Raw genomic sequence first — 19228 nt, forward strand, 5'->3', positions numbered from 1 at the left:
CCCACTCCGGTTTCACTTATCGATAGCAGATCGTATACATAAAATTTATTTTTTGTATACAAGATTCATCATTCTGGCCTGGATCCTGCAATAGCCTCAGCAATCCATATCAAAAGGGTTTTCATTCAGAGGAGCAGGTTTCATGCCACATTCATCCCACACGCAGCAGACGAAGACTCACGAGGCGGCCGCCGGCTACAGTCCGCGGCTATGTAATGACGATCTGGCGCCCACCCGCGACCAGAACTGGAGCTGGTACAATATTTTTTCGTTCTGGATGTCGGATGTGCACAGCATGGGCGGCTACGTGGTGGCGGCAAGCTTTTTTACGCTTGGGCTGGCCAGCTGGCAGGTTCTGCTCTGCCTGCTGGTGGGCATCTGTATTGTGCAGCTGTGCGCTAACCTGGTGGCGAAGCCCAGCCAGATGGCCGGGGTGCCTTACGCGGTGATCTGTCGTCAGGCGTTCGGTGTCTTCGGCGCCAATATCCCCGCGGTGATCCGCGGGCTAATCGCCTTCGCCTGGTACGGTATTCAAACCTATCTGGCGGCGAACGCCCTGATGCTGGTCCTGCTCAAGTTCTGGCCCTCCCTTGCCGCGCTGACCAGCAGCAGTTTCCTCGGGCTGTCGACGCTCGGCTGGCTCTGCTTCGCCACCATGTGGCTGCTGCAGGCGATGGTTTTCTGGCACGGCATGAACGCCATCAAGCGTTTTATCGATATCGCCGGTCCGGCGGTGTATGTGGTGATGCTGGCCCTGGCCGGCTGGATTGTATACAAGACCGGTCTGGATGGGATCTCCTTTACCCTCGCCAGCAAATCCCTCAGCGCTGGCGAGCAGACCTGGCAGATGATCACCGCCACGGCGCTGGTCGTCTCTTACTTCTCCGGGCCGCTGCTTAACTTCGGCGACTTTTCCCGCTACGGCAAAAGCATGGGCGAGATCCGCCGCGGCAACCGCTGGGGGTTGCCGTTCAACTTCCTGCTGTTCTCGGTGGTCACCGTGGTGATTGTCTCCGGCACCCAGTCGCTGTTCGGCAAAATGATCACCGATCCAATTGAAACCGTCAGCCGCGTTGGGAACGATCTGGCGGTGGCCATCGGCCTGCTGACCATGATCACCGCCACTATCGGCATCAATATCGTGGCTAACTTCGTCTCGCCAGCCTTCGATTTTTCCAACTGCGCGCCGCAGAAAATCAGCTTCCGCGCCGGCGGGATGATCGCCGCGGTGGGCTCGATACTCCTGACGCCGTGGAATCTGTTTAACTCACCGGAGCTGATCCACTATACCCTCGACGTGCTGGGCGCCTTTATTGGCCCGCTGTTTGGCATCCTGATCGCCGACTTCTACCTGATCAAACGTGGCCGGGTGTCGGTGGACGACCTGTTTGACGATACGCCGAAGGGTAAATACTGGTACCGCAACGGCTTTAACCCGAAAGCCATTGCCGCCCTGCTGCCATCGGTGGGCCTGGGGCTGATTATCAGCTTTATTCCGGCCCTGCATGAAGTGGCGAACTTCAGCTGGTTTATCGGCGTCTTCCTCGGCGCGACCACTTACCGCTGGCTGGCTCGCGACGAGCGCGAAGTGCAGGCGAAAGCCGCCTTCCGCTCCGGCGCGGTGGCGCAAAAAGTGTAACCTTCCCCCTTCTGCCGCGGCGTCTGGCCGCGGCAGGCTGCAAACTGGCATCAATCTTGCTGTTTATCACTATTCCCAGAGCGTTAAGAGAAGGCAGGTTCGATGATGGATTACCAGACCGCGGTGCGCGGTGCATTTTTTGATATCGCCGGCGTGGCGGAGACCCCGGATGAGGTGGCCGCCCACGCCCGCTATCTCGATGATGGCCTGTTGTTCTTACAGGACGGAAAAATTGTCGCGCTGCTGCCATGGCAGGAGGGTGAAGCCTTTCTGCATCCGCTGAAGGGCTATGTTGACCTGCGGGGCAAGCTGCTGTTGCCGGGGTTCGTCGATGCCCACGTCCACTATCCGCAGACCGAGATGATCGGCGCCTTTGGCGAACAGCTGCTGGAGTGGCTTACCACTTACACCTTCCCGGTGGAGAGCCAGTTTGCCAATGCGGAGTATGCCCAGGAGATAGCGCAGTTTTTTGTAAATCAATTGATAAGCCATGGCACCACCACCGCGCTGGTGTTTTGTACCCTGCATCCGGCCTCGGTGGAGGCGTTATTCAGCGAAGCGCTGCGCCTCAATATGCGCCTGATCGCCGGGAAAGTGATGATGGATCGCCATGTGCCCGACTATCTGTGCGAAACTGCCAGAGAGAGCTACGAGCAGACCCGGGCGCTGATCCGCCGCTGGCATCAGCGCGGCAGGCTGGGATATGCCATCACCCCGCGCTTTGCTCCCACCTCGACGCCGGCGTTGCTGGAGGCGGTGCAGCGCCTGCGGGCCGAGTTTCCCGATACCTGGCTGCAGACGCATCTCAGTGAAAACCGCGAGGAGATCGCCTGGGTTAAACAGCTGTGGCCGGAGCATGCGCACTATCTGGATGTCTATCATCACTATCAGCTCACCGGCGAACGCAGCGTATTTGCTCACGGGATCCATCTTGATGATGCCGAGTGGCAGTGCCTGCATGACACCGGTTCCGCAGTCGCCTTCTGTCCGACCTCGAATCTGTTTCTCGGCAGCGGGTTGTTTCGCCTGCCCGCCTGCTGGCAGCACCAGGTGCGGATGGGTATCGGCAGCGACGTCGGGGCCGGGACCACCTTCAGCATGCTGCGGACGCTGGGCGAGGCCTACAAGGTAGGACAATTGCAGAGCTATCGCCTGCGCGCCAGCGAGGCCTTCTATCACGCCACCCTCGGAGGCGCGCGCGCCCTGCGGCTGGAAGAGAAGATTGGCAATTTTCAGCCGGGCAAAGAGGCCGACTTTGTGGTGATTGACCCGGCGGTCACTCCGCTGCAGCGTCTGCGGATGGGCCGCTGCCATGATATTTATGAGCAGCTGTTCGTACTGATGACCCTGGGTGATGAGCGTAATATCAGCGAGACGTGGGTGAACGGCGAGCGGGTGTGGTGTCAGGATTAACCCTCACCCTGGCCCTCACACTGGGGGGAGAGGAAACCGTCTGGCTGCGGGGACGGTTATGGACCCCCTTCGCCCTGGTCTCTCCCGGGGGTAAGAAGGCGCTGGCCGGCGGCAGCTGGGTTAATGGCCTTCAAAAACTCATCGCCAGTCCAACGCCATAGCCCGTGGTGTTATTGCCGAACATATAGCGCGCCACCAGCCGGGTGCGGGTGATAAAGACCGGGTATTTACTGCTGTCCAGCTCGAGGCCAATCCCCAGCGACGTTAAACCGGAGAAGCCCAGCGCCCCTCGCTGTTCGCCCAGATATGCAGTATGCGCCCCCTCCAGCACGTAGCGCAGCGGATTGCCCAGCAGCGTCCAGTCAGCGATCGGCGCGCGGCGGCGCAGATACAGACCGAGATTCTCCGCGCTGGCCTCCCCCTGCACCACCTCGGCGCTGCTGCCGAAACTTTGCAGTTGCATATAGGAGTAACGCAGCTCGGCATCAATATCCTGGGTGGCGGAGAAGCGTTCATAATCCAGCATCAGCGCCCCGCCGAGCCCCCATGCATTGAACCGACCGCCGTCGAGGAACTGCAGATCGGCGTTGGTTTTTCGCTCAATTACCCAGCTGCCGAGGCGCGCATCGCTGGCCAGGGTGCCGAGCATCACATTGACGATCGGCCGCAGCACCAGGTTGCCGCCAAAGCGATCCCGGTGCAGCGAAAAATCCCAGCCGACGCCGCCGGTGGTGGTCAGGCTGTTCCACTTGGTGGGCACATTCCGCGTCTGTTCGCCATTGCTGACCACAAAACGCGGGTCGTAACGGCTGTAACCCATCGTACCTTCAAGGTACAGAGGAAACGACTCGCTCAGGGTCGCCCCGCCGCCAAACTGAGTAATGGCCAGGTTGTGTTTGTCGTTGCTCCCGGAGCCAATATTGAGATCGCTGGCGGTCACGTCGGGGACCACGGTATAGCTCATCAGGGTCAGGACAGCATCGGCACGCTGCTTGATGGCGTGACCGTTCGCCGCCAGCGTCGCCGGCGCAGAAAGAAAAACTACCGACAGGACAACGAGAAAACGCACCATGAGTCGCATGCCACCTCAGCCGCAGGCAAACAAGATTACCGCCCAAATCAGCAGGCAGGACTCCCCTGAGTATAGCCGGCGAGTCTGCCTGCGCATCAGACGGCGATAAATAGCGCCACCTCTATTCTGACCGCCCGGAATGGGCCGCTACGTTTTCCGACGGCAAGCGCGTTACCCGGTTGCGTCCGTCATTTTTCGCCGCATACAGCGCTTTATCGACGCGGTAAAACAGCTGATCAATCGCTTCGCCATCATGATGCTCGGCAACGCCAATGCTGACGGTGACCGACAGCGTCTGATATTCGCTGATCGCCTGACGGATAGCCTCCGCCACCATCAGCGCGCGGGCGATCGGCGAATGAGGCAAAAAGAGCAGAAACTCCTCGCCTCCCCAGCGATATATCTTATCTTCGCGGTCCACCGAGGTTTCCAGAATGCGGGAGATCACCAACAGGACTTCATCGCCTTTTTGATGACCGTGAATATCATTAATACTTTTGAAATGATCGATATCGATTAGCAGCAGACAAAAACCATGGCCGATAAACGACGGCGCATCGACGAGCCGGTAAAATTCGCGGCGATTGAGCAGTCCGGTTAAGGGATCGTGGGCGGCGGAAAATTCCAGCTCTTTTTTCAGAAGCACTTCTTCGGTGATATCGTGAATGATGCATAACATCAGCCGAATATTATATAGCACCACCGGCCCGGCATAGGTTTGAACATGGCGCAGCGAACCGTCAGCCAGAATATGAGTAAAATTAAGCGGCTTATGACCGCCGGGCATATTGGCAATGTTATTCATAATGGGGATCACATCCCGACCCAGGGTATTAATTTGCCAGGTATGTTTAGTGCGCATTTCCTCATCGGAATAATGATAAAAGCGCAGCGCGGCAATATTGGCATCGACAATCCGGCCCTCTTTCTGAGGATCGATCAACAGCATCGGTGCGGTATTGGTCATAAAAAAGCGGGCAAAAAAGCCATTGTTCCGCCGCTGGTAGCGGCGGGAGCCGGTATGAATCGACTGATTTTGCGCGAGCAGCTTCACCGCTTCGAATAACAGTAAGGTGCCGCTGTCCTCGGTCTCCACCAGGGTGGTTTTACAATATACCGACTGCAACCCTTTGGCGGTCTGCAGCGTCCAGACTTCAAATATCTCAGTCATGGCGTCGAGATAGCGCAAATAATGCTGCAGCTGCGTTTCCGGGCAGGTGGAATAGATACCGTTGCGCATCTCATTCAGCGACATATCGCCGCTCAGCGTCCGGGAAGCCTGATTGGCATAGACCACACACTCTGTAAAAGGATGGACTACCCAGATCGGGGTGCTTAATACATCAAAAACAGCCAGTTCTTTTAATAACATACAGGCCCCAAACCGACCCACTCCCGGCGCGGAACGGCACATCATTCAGTGCAGCCCTGACGCTGGCATAAAGTGATAGCAAAAATAATCGAGTAACCGTCATTACGCGCGTGCGCGGCAAGTATAGTCGGTTCCTGGCCCAGCGACGCCCACCCGGAGCGACTTTGCGCACGGTTTAACCGACAAAGACGACACTGCCTTTATTATTAATTTTATTTCAATAGCATAGCAGCAATGCCAGAACAGGTAGTCGCTTTTGATCACAGACTGTGTATACCCGTCACACTTTACGCGGCAGGAACGCAGGCTTGTGCCGTGGCACGCAGATTGTCGCTGTTCTGCTCAGCGTTACCGTGATAGTTTCTATCATAACGCTCATTTTTAATGGTCATCACAGTGAAAAAATCCACCAGCAAAATCACGCTTTCCGACATAGCGCGTGAAGCTAACGTCGGCGTGGCCACCGTCGACCGGGTACTCAACAAGCGCGCGGCGGTGAAGGAATCGACCGCGTACCGCGTGCTGGAGGCCGCCCGGCGGCTGGGGTTTACGCTCGAACAGCCGCACTATCGCCTGGCCGCCGGCAAAGCGCCGGTTACCGTCAGAATGGGCTTTATTCTGCTGCAGGAGACCCACTCCTTCTACCTGCCGCTGGCAAGGGCGCTGGCAAGAGAGGCCGCGCCGTGGCTACCGGCAGGCGAGACACCGGCGATCCTGCATTTTGCCATTGATGCGGTGGAAGCAATGGCCCAGGCCATTCACCGGCTCAGCGATGAGGTGGAGGTGCTCGGCCTGGTGGCGCTGGATCACCCGCTGATTCGCCATGCGGTGGGCCGGGCCGCCGCCCGCGGCGTTCGCGTATTCACTCTACTTTCAGATCTGTCGGTTCCCCAGCGCAGCGGCTATATCGGCCTCGATAACCAAAAAGCCGGGCGCACCGCCGCCTGGTTTATCGACCGCTTATGCCGTGGCGAAGGCGAAATAGCCATTATCATTGGCGATAATCGTTTTACCTGTCAGGAAAGCTGTGAGATCAGCTTCCGCTCCTGCCTGCGTGAGCAGGGTAAAGGGCAGCAGATCCTCGAGCCGGTTCGCAGCCACGAACGGGCGGATGTCGCCAGAAGCGTAACGGAAAAGCTGCTCAGCCAGTACCCGGCCCTGCAGGCGATCTATGCTCCCTGCGGCGGCGTCGAAGGAATTGTCGGGGCGCTGCGCGACAGCGGCCGCCAGCAGGCCGTCACCCTGGTCTGCCATGGCCCGCTAAGCGGCAGTGAACTGGCGCTGATCGACGGCACCATCGATGTCATTCTCAACCACCGGCTGGATGACCTGGCCGCCGCCACCCTGCGCTCCATGACGGAAGCCGTTTCGCGGCCGCCCAGCGACGTGATTTCGCACCCTCAGCTTTTCGATATCATCACCAAAGAAAATATGTAAACACTCGCCCCGTCGCCAACGGGGCTGCCTCACGCCTGAACCACGCCTCGCCTCATTTTGATAAATAACTATCAAAAACAACCTCAATATAAATCATGATGGCCATCATAAAATCATCATTCCAATATTGTTGGCTATGAAATTTTCATTCAATACTCTGCGGCATCCCCTGTGAAAAAAGGAAGCCGACATGACACATCCTATCGCCAACGCCCCCTGCAGCTGGGGTGTGGATGACCCGAAAAACCCTGACCTTCCCGCCTGGGCTACCGTGCTGAAGGAGGCGGCGCAGGCCGGGTATCGCAGCATCGAGCTCGGCCCGTGGGGCTACCTGCCCACCGACCCGTCCAGCCTGCGCGCGGCGCTGGACCAGCATCAGCTGTCGCTGGTCGCCGGGACGATCTTTGACGATCTGGTGAGCGAGGCCCATTACCCCACTCTGGAGGCGCTGACCCATCAAATATGCCGCAATCTGTCTCAGGTTCCGGCCGCCGAACCTATCCCGGGGCACCCTTTCCAGCCGCCCTATCTGGTGATTATCGACTTCGGCAACCCCGAGCGGGCGCGATTTGCCGGACGCAGCGCGCTGGCTCCGCGCCTCAATGACCAGGACTGGCAGCGGATGATGGCGCACATTACCGCCCTCAGCACCCTCGCCTGGCGGGAGTACGGTGTGCGGGCGGTTATTCATCCCCACGCCGGGGGCTGCATCGAATTTGCCGATGAAATCGAGCGGCTGGCCAACGATATCCCGCACGACGTGGCGGGGTTGTGTCTGGATACCGGGCATCTCTACTACGCCGGAATGGATCCGCTCACCTGGCTGGATCGCTATTACGCGCGGCTCGACTACCTGCACTTCAAGGATGTGGATCCGCAGGTTTACCAGCGCGCCATCGCCGAAGGCATCGACTTTTTCACCGCCTGCGCCGAAGGGGTGATGTGCCCGCTCGGCAGCGGCGCCATTGACTACCCGGCCATTAACGATTTCCTTGCCCGCCGCGGCTATCAGGGCTGGATAACCATTGAACAAGAGCGTGATCCGCGCCATGCCGCAGGCAGCCTGCAGGCGGTCACGGAGAGCCTGCGCTATCTGCGCGACGTTGGATTCTGACAGGAGACACCCCATGATTAACGGTTTAAGACCTCTCGATCGCACCCTGCGCTGGGGCATGGTCGGCGGCGGCGGCAGCAGCCAGATCGGCTATATTCACCGCTCTGCCGCCCTGCGCGATAACACCTTTGCGCTGCTGGCAGGCGCCTTTGATATTGATGCCGAACGCGGGCGCCAGTTCGGCCAACAGCTGGGGGTGGATCCCGATCGCTGTTACGCCGACTACCAGAGTCTGTTTCGCGGCGAGGCTGCCCGCCCGGACGGTATTCAGGCCGTGTCGATTGCCACGCCGAATAACACCCATTATGCCATCTGCCGGGCGGCGCTGGAGGCCGGGCTGCACGTGGTGTGCGAAAAGCCGCTGTGCTTCAGCAGCGAAGAGGCGGACGACCTGGTGGCCCTCAGCCAGCGGCAGCACAAAATCATCGGCGTGACCTACGGCTATGCCGGTCATCAGCTTATCCTCCAGGCCCGGCAGATGATCGCCGACGGACTGCTGGGCGACATCCGTATCGTCAATATGCAGTTTGCTCATGGCTTCCACGCCCAGCCGGTGGAGCAGGAAAACGCCAGTACCCGCTGGCGGGTCGATCCCCGCTTCGTCGGCCCCAGCTATGTGCTGGGGGATTTAGCCACCCACCCGCTGTTTCTGGTCGAAACCATGGCCCCGCAGCTGAAGATCGCCCGGCTGATGTGCGCCAGACAAAGCTTCGTCAAAAGCCGCGCGCCGCTGGAGGATAACGCGCAGGTGCTGATGGAGTATGACAACGGTGCCATCGGCTCGCTGTGGAGCTCCGCCGTTAACTGCGGCTCCATGCACGGGCAAAAGGTGCGCATCGTGGGAGAAAAGGCCAGTCTCGAATGGTGGGATGAACAGCCCAACCAGCTGCGTTACGAGGTGCAGGGCGAGCCAGCGCGCATTCTGGAGCGAGGCATGGACTATCTTGATCCGCTGGCGCGTCAGGATGATCGCATCGGCGGTGGTCACCCGGAGGGGCTGTTCGAGGCCTGGTCGAATCTCTATCGCCGCTTCGCCATCGCTATGGACGCCGCGGACCGGCGCGACGAAGCGCTGCTGGCCGACTTCTGGTATCCGGACGCCCGCGCCGGGGCGTTTGGCGTCCGCTGGGTGGAAAACTGCGTGCGCTCGGCCGACAACGGCGCCTGCTGGGTCGACTTCCGCTAACTCGCCGGCTCAGGGCCTCGCCCTGAGCCTTCCACGTTACTTTTCAATGCGCGCCAGCTGGGTTTTATCGGCCTCGCGGGCGCGATCGGCCAGCCCCTGAAACGCTGCGGCGCCATAGTATTGCTCGGGCGCCGGTAGAGCCTGCATATCGTGCCCCGGGTAGATCTGCAGCTCGCCGAGGTCGCGCAAGCGGAACCCCGCCACCTGCGAGGGCATGGTCAGGCGATATGGCGGCATGGTTTCGAAAGGGACCGGCGTCGGCAGCCGGTTTTCCTGCAGGTCGTAATTACGCTTCAGCACCAGAAATTTATCCGGCACCCGTCGGCGACTGTTCCACCAGTCGCCATCTATCCGCTGGAACATCGCTTCCGTCTCCCCTCGCGTGGCCACCATCAGCCGGGTCAGCGCCTTTTTCAGCGCCGCCTCCATGGCCTGGTTATACGCTTCCACTGACCCGCCATGGCCGCTAAGGATGACGTTAATCGCCAGCCTGGCGCCCAGTAAATTGGAATAGAGATCTTCCGGCGAAAACGCGGAGATCTCCTCAGAAAACCCCGGCACCGACTGGAAGCCATACCACTGGGCGATCTCATGCCACTGGGCGATTTCGAAGGCCAGATGCCCGGCGAGCCAGGCCGCCAGCTGATAGCGCTGCCTGACGCCCGGCGGCGGCGTAAAGGCATTCAGCTGAACGCGGCGCACCCCCAGCTCTTCGCTGTAGAATATGCGCCCCGCCTGGCCCAGCGTCGGCGAAATGCGATTGAACAGATAAAAGGTGTAATCCGCCGTGTCGCGCACATGGGCAATATCGATAAACCCGCCGCGACGGGTATAAATAAGCCCGTTTTGCTCCTCGCTCAGTCCCAGCAGATTTTTCACCGCCCCGAGCGCGCTGTCGTTGTAATGGTGCTTGCCCAGAGAATCCAGAGTCAGCACGTTACCAATCTGGTACACCGGGATGGGGATGCCCACCGCCCGCACGTGCAGGTCGTAACCAAAGGCGCAGCATGGCCGCAGCGATTCCGGCGGCGACAGCTCGCCCAGGGTGGGAACCGGATGGATCGCCGTCACCGCGGGCAATACCGGGTCCTGCGCCAGCGCCGGCAGCGCCAGCGCGAATAACAGCCATAAGGCTTTACGCATCAACAGCCTCTCCACAGCAACAAAAGAACGCGCATCTTACCGGCAGACGGCGCCTGCAGGTTTAGTTAAAAGCGGTATTCACCGGAGACAAAGAAGCTATTGCGGTCGTTAAAACCGAATTCAGTCAGCACGTTAAAGTTTTTGGTGACTTCATACTGGGCGCCAATCAGCATATTCCACGGCGAGGTCAGCTTTTGCTTAACGTCGAATTTGCCCTCGCCGTCTTTATTGACCGCGGCAATTAGGGGCTGCAGCTCTGGCGGCATGTGCAGGTCGGCGAGATCGCCCTTAAACTCCTGCTGCACGTCCTGATACATGCTGCCGACCCACAGGCTGAGATGGGACGGCCCGTCAATCCCCTGAAAACTGAAGCGGTAGCCGACGCGCGGCGAGACGGTGACCGCCGAAATGCTGCCGTCGAGGATATCGAAGTCGGTGCGGGTGTAGTTAGTATCCACCAACCCAAACCAGTTGCCGTAGCCGCCGGCGAGCGTAAAGCCGGTCCCCCAGGTGGTGCCTTTAAAATCAAGCGTAAAATCAATATTCTGCAGCTTTCCGCTTTGATAAAGCTGATGAACCGCGCCGGCGATGACCCGGTCCAGACCGCGAAACTGCGACGGATCTGAATCCACTGAGACCTGGGAGACGGACGACCCGCGGGTATGCCCCACCAGTCCGTAAACGTTGAGGAACGGAAAGACCCACATATCAAGGCGCAGGTTTTCGGTTTTGCTCTTCTCGCGGGTGTGCCCGGCATCGATGGCAAACATATCGCTGGGAATGGGATGGTTGCCGAGCTTAAGCCCGGAAAAGGTAATACTGTCGACCATGATATCCTGTCGGATATTCATATAGCTCAGGTTGACGCCGTAAGGTAACGGAATGGAATATCCCCTGGCGCGAGCCTCCTCGCCCCAGTTCGGAAAATAGCTGTCGCTCTCGTCCGGCTCCGCAGCCGACGTGCCCCAGGCCGCTAACAGCAGCGTTAACACCGCGCCGGATGATCTCATTTTTGTTCTCATGTGTAGTTATAAACCCGAACCGACATTGAAATAGACCGCCTGTTCATGCTCGCTGAACGCCACGTCAATCCCGGTACGTAAACCGTACTGTCGCGCGATCAGGTATCGAAAACCGGCCCCCCATGCCACCTCTGACTCTTCCCATAGCGTATCCGCCGCGTCAGCGGCGCTCCCGGCGCCAACGAATCCCTGCAGGATCCAGCGCGGAGTAACCGCCCAGGCCAGCTGGGTTTGCGCCGTGGCCACGTAGTCGCCCTGATAGCGGTAGCGCGAAATCCCGCGCAACGCGATATAAGGACGCGCCATCGGCATCAGATGCTTATCATGGTGGGTTAAGGACTGATAATTGCCCGCGACCGCCAGGGTCAGCGTCTGGCTGAGCGGAATAAACACCTTTCCGTCCAGCGAAAAAGTGTTGTAGTGATAATCGCCCCCGAGCAGCGAACGGAAAAACCGATATTCCCCCTTCAGTGCTAACCCACTCTGAGGATAGAAAATATTATCGGTAGTGTCATATTCCGCCACCACCCCCAGCGCCGAAGAGGTGCTGTTTTGCCCGAGCACCTGCTGCCACACCCGGTTGAGCCGTGGATTATCGGTAGAGACATCCGCCCGGGCATACACCTGGGAGGCTCCGAGGAACAACGGCGTGTCGCCCAGGCGAAACAGCAGCTTTTGCAGCGCGGCGACGCCTTTGGTCTGCGTCTGCACCGGTTTAGCATGGCTGAAGTCGCCAGTATCGCCGGAATAGATATCCAGATTGACGTTAGCGTAGCCGGCGCCCGCCAGGTAACGAATGCGATCATGCTGCCAGGTGTGACGATGACCGCCGCCAATAAACCAGGTGCCATTCTGCGTGGCGGCCCCGCCAAAAGCGGTGAGCGGCGGAGGAATAAACTGCCCGCCCTCCCGGCTACCTTTGCCGTGTAAAAACAGGCCAAACAGTCCGCCACCATAGCCGATGGCCGGCTCGGTTATCGCCAGCGGCACCGGCAGAAAACCGTAACGGTTTTCTGCCAGATACTGACTCATGTCGAGCATGCCATCTTCCGCATCGAACAGATCGGCGGCATCGCCAGGCGGGCACAACAGGAACAGAAGCGCCAGCGTGGACAGCGGGAATTTCATGCTCACTCCAGGGCGTTGGGGCGCGCACGACACGCGTGGCGAACAGGATTATTACAACGGAATAAGGAAAATATAACGTAACCGGAGAACCCTCACCAACGCGCAGTGGCCTGTTTTTTGGGTATTTTTGGACAAAAAAGAGCTGGCCGTCACAGAAAGCCGCCTTCGCTCCGCCGGACGGCGCGATGATTGTATTCATAAGGTGAATGTCGTATAACATAGCGCTACCGAGGGGTGTCCCGTGAGGGCTGAGATGGCGCAAGCCGAACCCTTTGAACCTGATCTGGGTCATGCCAGCGAAGGGACGGGTCGGCAATTTTGCCAGCATTACCGCCATTGCCTGTTCACACCCCTGCACGCCCGGATCTCCCCTGCACAACTGGAGGTCCTGTGATTGTTCCCGCTTTTAGCCAAGGTCTTTATGGCCGTTTACGCCAGCTGGCCGCCGCTGACTGGCAGCACTATGTGGCGCACCCTTTCGTCCGGCAGCTCGCCGAAGGCACCCTTGCTGAAAGCGCATTTCGTCGCTATCTCACCCAGGATTATCTGTTTCTGATCCATTTCGCCCGCAGCTACGCGCTGCTGGTGAGTAAACTGCGCACGCTGCCGGAGATGCGCGCCGCGGCCGCCTCCATGAACGCCATTCTTAACGAAGTGCCGCTGCACGTCGGCTACTGTGCCCAGTGGGGCATTAGCGAACCGGAGATGGCCGCCCAGCCCGAAGCGCCGGAAACCATCAACTATACCCGCTACGTGCTGGATATCGGCCATTCAGGCGACGCGCTGGATCTGCTGGTCGCTCTGATGCCCTGCGTAGCGGGTTACGCCGAAATCGGTCTGGGCCTGCTGCATCACCCCACCACCCGACTGGACGACAATCCTTACGCCTCGTGGATCCGCAACTACGGCGATGAAGGCTATCTGCAGGGCGTCAGCGCCGCGCTGGCGCTGCTGGAGACCGTGTGGCAACAGCGTGGAAGCGAGTCCCGAATCACTGAACTGAGCGACATCTTCACCACCGCCACCCGCCTTGAGGCGCAGTTCTGGCAGATGGGGCTCAACGCCGCGGCGGAGTCCCGGGCGTGACGGCGCCAGGTATCGAGGTCCGCAATCTGAGCCTCCATTTCGGCGACCGCCGCCTGTTCGACAATCTGTCGTTGACGGTCCCCGGCGGCCAGTGGGTGTCGCTGCTCGGCGCCAGCGGGGCCGGAAAAACCAGCCTGCTGCGGGTCATGGCCGGCCTGGCCCCCGCCACCTGCGGGGAAGTGGTCGCCAGCGACGGCAAGCCGATACCCGGCCGCCTGGCGTGGATGGGGCAGAAAGATCTGCTTTACCCCTGGCTGAGCGTTCGGGAGAACGTCGCCCTCGGCGCGCGGCTGCGCGGTGAGAAAGTGGATCACGCCCGGGTCGCCACCCTGCTGGAACAGGTGGAGCTCGCCTCCTGCGCCGACGCCCGGCCGGCGACGCTCTCCGGCGGGATGCGTCAGCGCGCCGCGCTGGCCCGCACCCTGTATGAGGACCGGCCCATCGTGCTCATGGATGAGCCTTTCTCGGCGCTGGACACCCTCACCCGCACGCGCATTCAGACCCTCGCGGCCACTCTGCTGGCGGGGCGGACGGTGGTGCTGATCACCCACGATCCGCTGGAAGCCTGCCGGCTGAGCCACCGTCTGCTGGTCCTCTCGGCCGCCGACGGGGAGATCGACGACAGCCATCACCTCACCGGCGCGCCGCCGCGCGCGCCGGACGCGCCCGAGCTGTTGAACGCCCAGGCGGCGCTGCTGCAGCAGTTGATGAGGGCCCACTCATGAGCGGACGTCTCTGGCGCGGCGGCATGGTGTTCTGCGGACTGATGCTTCTCTGGGGGCTGGCCAGCCGCAGCGGCATTCCGCGCTTTCTTTTACCCTCCCCGGCGGCGGTCGCCGAGGCGCTGTGGGTCAATCGCGCCTATCTCGGCTGGCACACGCTGATTACCCTCAGCGAGATCCTCAGCGGCCTGGCGCTGGGGGTGGCGCTCGGCGTCACGCTGGCGCTGGGCATGATCCTCTCCCCGCGCCTGCAGCGCTGGCTGATGCCGCTGGTGCTCACCAGCCAGGCGATCCCGGTCTTTGCCCTCGCCCCGCTGCTGGTGCTGTGGCTGGGGTTTGGCATGAGCGCCAAAGTGGCGATGGCGGTGCTGGTGATTTTCTTTCCCGTCACTTCCGCCTTCTTTGACGGCTTGCGACGGGTCAACCACGACTATCTCGATCTGGCGCGCAGCATGAACGCCTCCTTTGGCGCTCAGCTACGGCATGTCCGCCTGATGGCCGCCCTGCCGGCGCTGGGCTCGGGCCTGCGCATGGCGGCGGCGGTGGCCCCCATCGGCGCCATTATCGGCGAATGGGTCGGCTCCGCCGAGGGACTGGGCTACGTCATGCTCAATGCCAACGCGCGGCTGCAAACCGATATCTGCTTCGCCGCGCTGTTTATTTTAGTGCTGCTGACCCTCTTCCTGTGGCTGGCGGTAGACACCCTGCTGCACCGGCTGATCGACTGGTCGCCGGAATAATCATGAAGTAATAAAGGAAAACAGATGAAAACGTCGCTTTTCGCCGGGGCAACCCTGACGGCGCTGCTCAGCGGTCACGCGCTGGCCAATGAACCGCTCACCCTGGTGCTGGACTGGTATATTAACCCCGACCATGCGCCGATTATGGTGGCCGAGCAGATCGGCGCCTTTAAGGCCCAGGGTCTGGACGTCAAGATTGTCCCTCCGTCGGATCCGGCGCTGCCGCCCCGTATGGTGGCCGCCCGTCAGGCAGACCTGGCCATCACATATCAGCCGCAGGTGCACTTCTTCGCTGACGAAGGATTACCGCTGGTGCGCGTGGGCACCCTGATCAACTCGCCGCTGAATACGGTGATCGCCCTCGATAAGCAGATCAAAACCCCGGCGGATCTGCAAGGCAGGAAGGTGGGTTACTCGGTCAGCGGCATTGAGCAGGCCACCCTGGCGACCATGGCACAGCATTCGGGGATCGATCCGGCCAGTATCAAGCTGGTCAACGTCAATTTTCAGCTGACCAGCGCTCTGCTGGCAGGCCAGGTGGACGCGGTCATCGGCGGCTACCGTAATATAGAAGCGCAGGAGCTGAAGCTGCAGGGCAAAACGCCGGTAGTGATGAACGTCGAAGATTACGGCGTGCCGGCCTATGACGAGCTGGTGATTGTCGCCCACCGCGACGCGATTCATGAGGCGAAAATCCGTAAATTCCTCACCGCCCTGCAGGCCGGGGTCAGCTACCTGCGCGCCCATCCGCAGGAGAGCTGGGAGGCGTTCGCCGCCGCGCACCCGGAGCTGAAGACCGAGCTTAACCATCAGGCGTGGCTGCAAACCGTGCCGCTGTTCGCCACCGATCCGGCGGCGCTGGATAAAGCGCGCTATGGCACTTACGAACAGTTTTTATATAACAATAAGTTGGTGAAAAAAGTTACACCTTTAACAAATTATGCGGTTGAGCTGCATTGACTCTTGCTATCGCTGACGGAAGGCTTTCCGTCAGCGCTTTAACGCAGCGGCAATAAAAATATAGAGACTTTCTCACTAATAATTACACTTTAAAGGGTTATCGTTACCTTGGGTTTTTTTATTATAATTCAGCAGGTTATGTTAATTTTTACCCCGGTAAGAATAGCGTCAAAATAACGCAATCAATAAAACGTTGAATGCGGATTTAAAAAGCCATATATTGTGCGCGCTTTATGAATGCCAATTCAATTCCTTACACCAATTATTCAACCAGCGTTCAACCGCAATGCTGGTTGTGGGAGTGATATGATGACGGATAAAGTCCGTATTGATACTTTACGTGCTGATTTATTAGACGCAAACAACGAAACCTTTTTGGCCCGTCAGGCCGAATTTGAATCGAATGTCAGGAGTTACCCGCGTAAGTTACCGCTGGCTATCACTAAAGCTGAAGGCGTGTGGCTGACGGATGCGGATAACAAACAGTACCTGGACTGCCTCGCCGGCGCCGGTACTCTCGCTCTGGGCCACAACCACCCTGATGTATTGCAGAGCATCCAAAGTGTCATTACCAGCGGCTTGCCGTTACATACTCTCGATCTGACTACCCCGTTAAAAGATCGTTTCTCCGAATACCTGCTCTCTTGCCTGCCGGGCGAAGGGAAAGAGTATTGCCTGCAGTTCACCGGTCCTTCCGGCGCTGACGCCGTGGAAGCGGCGCTGAAGCTGGCGAAAAAATACACCGGCCGTTCCGCGGTGATCAGCTTCTCCGGCGGCTATCACGGGATGACCCACGGCGCACTGTCGGTCACCGGCAACCTGTCGCCGAAAGCGGCGGTCAACGGCATGATGCCGGAAGTCCAGTTTATGCCTTACCCGCACCTGTACCGCTGCCCGCTGGGCATCGGCGGCGAAGCCGGCGTCAAAGCGCTAACCTACTACTTCGAAAACCTGATCAACGACGTGGAGAGCGGCGTCCGTAAACCGGCGGCGGTTATCCTCGAAGCCGTTCAGGGCGAAGGCGGCGTGAACCCGGCGCCGGTCGAGTGGCTGCAGCGCATCCGCAAAGTGACCGAAGAGCACGGCATTCTGCTGATCGTCGATGAAGTGCAGGCTGGCTTTGCCCGTACCGGTAAATTCTTCGCCTTCGAACACGCCGGTATTCAGCCGGACATCATCGTGATGTCGAAAGCGGTTGGCGGCGGTCTGCCGCTGGCGGTGCTGGGCATTAAAAAGCAGTTCGACGCCTGGGAACCAGGTCACCACACCGGCACCTTCCGCGGCAACCAGCTGGCGATGGCTACCGGCCTGACCACCCTGCGTCATCTGCGCGACAACAAGATTGCCGACAAAGTCGCCGCCCAGGGCGAGTTGCTGAAAGGCAAACTGGCGGAGCTGCAGAAACGCTACCCGGTAATCGGCCACGTTCGCGGTCTCGGTCTGATGATCGGTATCGAAATCGTCAAGCCGAACGAAGCGCAGGATCACATGGGTTGCTACCCGGCTGACGGCGAACTCTCCGCCCTGCTGCAGAAGAAATGCTTTGAAGCGGGCCTGATTCTGGAGCGCGGTGGCCGTCACGGCTGCGTGCTGCGCCTGCTGCCGTCCCTGCTGATCAGCAACGCGGAACTGGATGTGTTCCTCGACAAATTTGAACAGGCCCTGCTGGCCGCCGGCGTAAAACCGGTCTGAGTGGAGTAAGTGACCACCATGTCCACATTGAATCCGATTCTTGCTGGTTCGGCGCAGAGCGTTGAGGCCTATCAGCAGGTTATCGAGCAGACCAGTCAGGCCGTTGTGCAGTGGCTGAAGCAACCTGAGATGTATCAGGGGAAAAGCGTTGACGAACTGCGTGAGCGTATCTCCCTTGAGTTTAACGAACAGGGTTTGGGTAACCAGGCGGCGATTGACCGTGCAATCGAGTACTTCCTGAAAGACAGTCTGTCGGTGCATCACCCGCAGTGCGTGGCGCACCTGCACTGCCCGAGCCTGGTGATTAGCCAGGCGGCGGAAGTGTTGATCAACGCCACCAACCAGAGCATGGACTCCTGGGACCAGAGCCCGTCGGCGACCATCATTGAGATGAAGCTGATCGAGTGGCTGCGCGCCCGGGTCGGCTATCCGGCAGGCGACGCCGGCGTCTTCACCAGCGGCGGCACCCAGAGCAACTTGATGGGGCTGATGTTGGCGCGCGACGCCTTCTTCGCCCGTCAGGGACACTCCATCCAGCAGGATGGGCTGCCGGGGGATATCCGCAAGTACAAAGTACTGTGCTCCGAAAACGCCCACTTCTCGGTGCAGAAGAACATGGCGCTGATGGGGCTCGGCTACCGCTCGGTCACGCTGGTGAAAACCGACGAATTCGCGCGGATGGACGTGGCCGATCTGCAGGCGAAGATTGCGCAAGCGCAGGCTAACGGCGAGCAGATCATGGCGATCGTCGCCACCGCCGGCACCACCGACGCGGGGGCTATCGACCCGCTGCGCGACATCGCCGGTATCGCCGCGGAGCATCAGATCTGGCTGCACGTTGACGCAGCCTGGGGCGGCGCGCTGCTGCTGTCTGAGCAGTATCGTGACTACCTTGACGGTCTGGAGCTGGTGGATTCCGTTACCCTGGACTTCCACAAGCAGTTCTTCCAGACCATCAGCTGCGGCGCGTTCCTGCTGAAGGATGCCCGCCATTACGAGCTGATGCGTTATCAGGCGGCCTATCTGAACTCCGAGTTCGATGAAGAACACGGCGTACCGAACCTGGTGTCTAAGTCGCTGCAGACCACCCGTCGCTTCGATGCGCTGAAGCTGTGGATGGGCCTCGAAGCGCTGGGCCAGAAACAGTATGCGGCGATCATCGATCACGGCATCACGATGGCGAAAAACGTCGCGGAGTACGTGAAGTCTCAGCCGACGCTGGAGCTGGTGATGCAGCCGCAGCTGGCGAGCGTGCTGTTCCGTTCCCGTCCGGCGCAGATGGCGCAGAGCGACGCGGCGGCAATCGCCCTGCTCAACCAGCGCGTCGGCGACGCCCTGCTGGCTTCCGGCCGCGCTAACGTCGGCGTGACCGAGCACAACGGCGTTACCTGCCTGAAGCTGACCCTGCTGAACCCGGTGGTGACGCTGGATGATGTGAAGGTTCTGCTTAACCTGGTGGAACGCACCGCACAGGAGCTGCTGGCGCAATAATCTGCCTGAGC

The 19228-nt window shown here is 59.8% G+C and carries 16 protein-coding genes and 1 riboswitch; of the genes, 11 read left to right on the top strand and 5 right to left on the bottom strand.

Features of this window, described 5'->3' with window-relative positions:
- Positions 1 to 142 precede the first annotated feature (142 nt).
- Both ACLH1I_RS21460 and guaD read left to right on the top strand, forming a co-directional pair.
- Complete coding sequence (locus ACLH1I_RS21460; protein WP_151385320.1) at positions 143 to 1639, top strand: NCS1 family nucleobase:cation symporter-1; 1497 nt, start codon at positions 143 to 145, stop codon at positions 1637 to 1639.
- Positions 1640 to 1741: 102 nt separating this feature from the next.
- Entirely contained in the window at positions 1742 to 3052 is a 1311-nt protein-coding gene (gene guaD, locus ACLH1I_RS21465; RefSeq protein WP_151385321.1) for a guanine deaminase, read from the top strand.
- A 130-nt stretch (positions 3053 to 3182) separates the two neighbouring features.
- Here the strand turns inward: guaD and ACLH1I_RS21470 are convergent, their stop codons facing one another.
- Both ACLH1I_RS21470 and ACLH1I_RS21475 read right to left on the bottom strand, forming a co-directional pair.
- On the bottom strand, positions 3183 to 4124 hold the full coding sequence (locus ACLH1I_RS21470; protein ID WP_064149999.1) for a hypothetical protein: 942 nt from the start codon (positions 4122 to 4124) through the stop codon (positions 3183 to 3185).
- Between the two features lie 121 nt (positions 4125 to 4245).
- A complete protein-coding gene (locus ACLH1I_RS21475) occupies positions 4246 to 5496 on the bottom strand; it encodes a sensor domain-containing diguanylate cyclase (RefSeq protein WP_017900247.1) in 1251 nt (416 codons plus the stop codon).
- A gap of 396 nt (positions 5497 to 5892) precedes the next feature.
- Here ACLH1I_RS21475 and ACLH1I_RS21480 point away from each other — a divergent pair, with 396 nt between their 5' ends.
- The 3 genes from ACLH1I_RS21480 to ACLH1I_RS21490 all read left to right on the top strand — a co-directional run bounded on the left by ACLH1I_RS21480 (position 5893) and on the right by ACLH1I_RS21490 (position 9233).
- Positions 5893 to 6933, top strand: a complete 1041-nt coding sequence (locus ACLH1I_RS21480) for a LacI family DNA-binding transcriptional regulator (RefSeq protein WP_064150659.1) — start codon at positions 5893 to 5895, stop codon at positions 6931 to 6933.
- A gap of 190 nt (positions 6934 to 7123) precedes the next feature.
- Positions 7124 to 8047: a TIM barrel protein gene (locus ACLH1I_RS21485; protein WP_049003889.1), complete on the top strand. Its 924-nt coding sequence runs from the start codon at positions 7124 to 7126 to the stop codon at positions 8045 to 8047.
- A 13-nt stretch (positions 8048 to 8060) separates the two neighbouring features.
- A complete protein-coding gene (locus ACLH1I_RS21490) occupies positions 8061 to 9233 on the top strand; it encodes a Gfo/Idh/MocA family protein (RefSeq protein ID WP_004202560.1) in 1173 nt (390 codons plus the stop codon).
- A 36-nt stretch (positions 9234 to 9269) separates the two neighbouring features.
- On the opposite strand, the gene ACLH1I_RS21495 is transcribed toward ACLH1I_RS21490, so the two are convergent.
- From ACLH1I_RS21495 to ACLH1I_RS21505, 3 genes are all read right to left on the bottom strand, one after another.
- Positions 9270 to 10376 carry a DUF4056 domain-containing protein gene (locus tag ACLH1I_RS21495; protein WP_004202562.1) on the bottom strand — a complete coding sequence of 369 codons (1107 nt, stop codon included), beginning with the start codon at positions 10374 to 10376 and terminating at the stop codon, positions 9270 to 9272.
- Positions 10377 to 10441: 65 nt separating this feature from the next.
- Positions 10442 to 11386, bottom strand: a complete 945-nt coding sequence (locus tag ACLH1I_RS21500) for a porin family protein (protein WP_151385323.1) — start codon at positions 11384 to 11386, stop codon at positions 10442 to 10444.
- Positions 11387 to 11404: 18 nt separating this feature from the next.
- The gene (locus ACLH1I_RS21505; protein ID WP_198080060.1) at positions 11405 to 12526 is read right to left on the bottom strand and encodes a BamA/TamA family outer membrane protein; all 1122 of its coding nucleotides are present in this window, start codon (positions 12524 to 12526) and stop codon (positions 11405 to 11407) included.
- Positions 12527 to 12746: 220 nt separating this feature from the next.
- Positions 12747 to 12848, top strand: a riboswitch (TPP riboswitch).
- A 68-nt stretch (positions 12849 to 12916) separates the two neighbouring features.
- Between ACLH1I_RS21505 and tenA the strand changes: the two genes are divergently transcribed.
- The 6 genes from tenA (at position 12917) to ACLH1I_RS21535 (ending at position 19217) form a co-directional block, all read left to right on the top strand.
- Complete coding sequence (tenA, locus tag ACLH1I_RS21510) at positions 12917 to 13612, top strand: thiaminase II (RefSeq protein WP_032456106.1); 696 nt, start codon at positions 12917 to 12919, stop codon at positions 13610 to 13612.
- Positions 13609 to 14337: an ABC transporter ATP-binding protein gene (locus ACLH1I_RS21515; protein ID WP_043519611.1), complete on the top strand. Its 729-nt coding sequence runs from the start codon at positions 13609 to 13611 to the stop codon at positions 14335 to 14337. The genes tenA and ACLH1I_RS21515 overlap by 4 nt, the downstream gene beginning before the upstream one ends.
- Positions 14334 to 15074, top strand: coding sequence for an ABC transporter permease (locus tag ACLH1I_RS21520; protein WP_043519612.1), 741 nt, complete (start codon positions 14334 to 14336; stop codon positions 15072 to 15074). The genes ACLH1I_RS21515 and ACLH1I_RS21520 overlap by 4 nt, the downstream gene beginning before the upstream one ends.
- Positions 15075 to 15098: 24 nt before the next feature.
- Positions 15099 to 16034, top strand: coding sequence for an ABC transporter substrate-binding protein (locus tag ACLH1I_RS21525; protein ID WP_065803167.1), 936 nt, complete (start codon positions 15099 to 15101; stop codon positions 16032 to 16034).
- Between the two features lie 306 nt (positions 16035 to 16340).
- A complete protein-coding gene (locus ACLH1I_RS21530; protein WP_151385324.1) occupies positions 16341 to 17726 on the top strand; it encodes a diaminobutyrate--2-oxoglutarate transaminase in 1386 nt (461 codons plus the stop codon).
- Between the two features lie 9 nt (positions 17727 to 17735).
- Positions 17736 to 19217, top strand: a complete 1482-nt coding sequence (locus tag ACLH1I_RS21535) for a pyridoxal phosphate-dependent decarboxylase family protein (RefSeq protein ID WP_072500748.1) — start codon at positions 17736 to 17738, stop codon at positions 19215 to 19217.
- Positions 19218 to 19228 lie beyond the last annotated feature (11 nt).

The organism is Klebsiella sp. 1SOBk10mer (assembly GCF_046602535.1).
GTDB lineage: Bacteria > Pseudomonadota > Gammaproteobacteria > Enterobacterales > Enterobacteriaceae > Klebsiella > Klebsiella quasipneumoniae.

What these genes read in the sequence shown, in the direction of transcription:
- ACLH1I_RS21460 (WP_151385320.1), top strand. Translation starts at nt 143, where the DNA reads ATGCCACATTCATCCCACACGCAGCAGACGAAGACTCACGAGGCGGCC.
- guaD (WP_151385321.1), top strand. Translation starts at nt 1,742, where the DNA reads ATGATGGATTACCAGACCGCGGTGCGCGGTGCATTTTTTGATATCGCC.
- ACLH1I_RS21470 (WP_064149999.1), bottom strand. Translation starts at nt 4,124, where the DNA reads ATGGTGCGTTTTCTCGTTGTCCTGTCGGTAGTTTTTCTTTCTGCGCCG.
- ACLH1I_RS21475 (WP_017900247.1), bottom strand. Translation starts at nt 5,496, where the DNA reads ATGTTATTAAAAGAACTGGCTGTTTTTGATGTATTAAGCACCCCGATC.
- ACLH1I_RS21485 (WP_049003889.1), top strand. Translation starts at nt 7,124, where the DNA reads ATGACACATCCTATCGCCAACGCCCCCTGCAGCTGGGGTGTGGATGAC.
- ACLH1I_RS21490 (WP_004202560.1), top strand. Translation starts at nt 8,061, where the DNA reads ATGATTAACGGTTTAAGACCTCTCGATCGCACCCTGCGCTGGGGCATG.
- ACLH1I_RS21495 (WP_004202562.1), bottom strand. Translation starts at nt 10,376, where the DNA reads ATGCGTAAAGCCTTATGGCTGTTATTCGCGCTGGCGCTGCCGGCGCTG.
- ACLH1I_RS21500 (WP_151385323.1), bottom strand. Translation starts at nt 11,386, where the DNA reads ATGAGATCATCCGGCGCGGTGTTAACGCTGCTGTTAGCGGCCTGGGGC.
- ACLH1I_RS21505 (WP_198080060.1), bottom strand. Translation starts at nt 12,526, where the DNA reads ATGAAATTCCCGCTGTCCACGCTGGCGCTTCTGTTCCTGTTGTGCCCG.
- ACLH1I_RS21520 (WP_043519612.1), top strand. Translation starts at nt 14,334, where the DNA reads ATGAGCGGACGTCTCTGGCGCGGCGGCATGGTGTTCTGCGGACTGATG.
- ACLH1I_RS21525 (WP_065803167.1), top strand. Translation starts at nt 15,099, where the DNA reads ATGAAAACGTCGCTTTTCGCCGGGGCAACCCTGACGGCGCTGCTCAGC.
- ACLH1I_RS21530 (WP_151385324.1), top strand. Translation starts at nt 16,341, where the DNA reads ATGATGACGGATAAAGTCCGTATTGATACTTTACGTGCTGATTTATTA.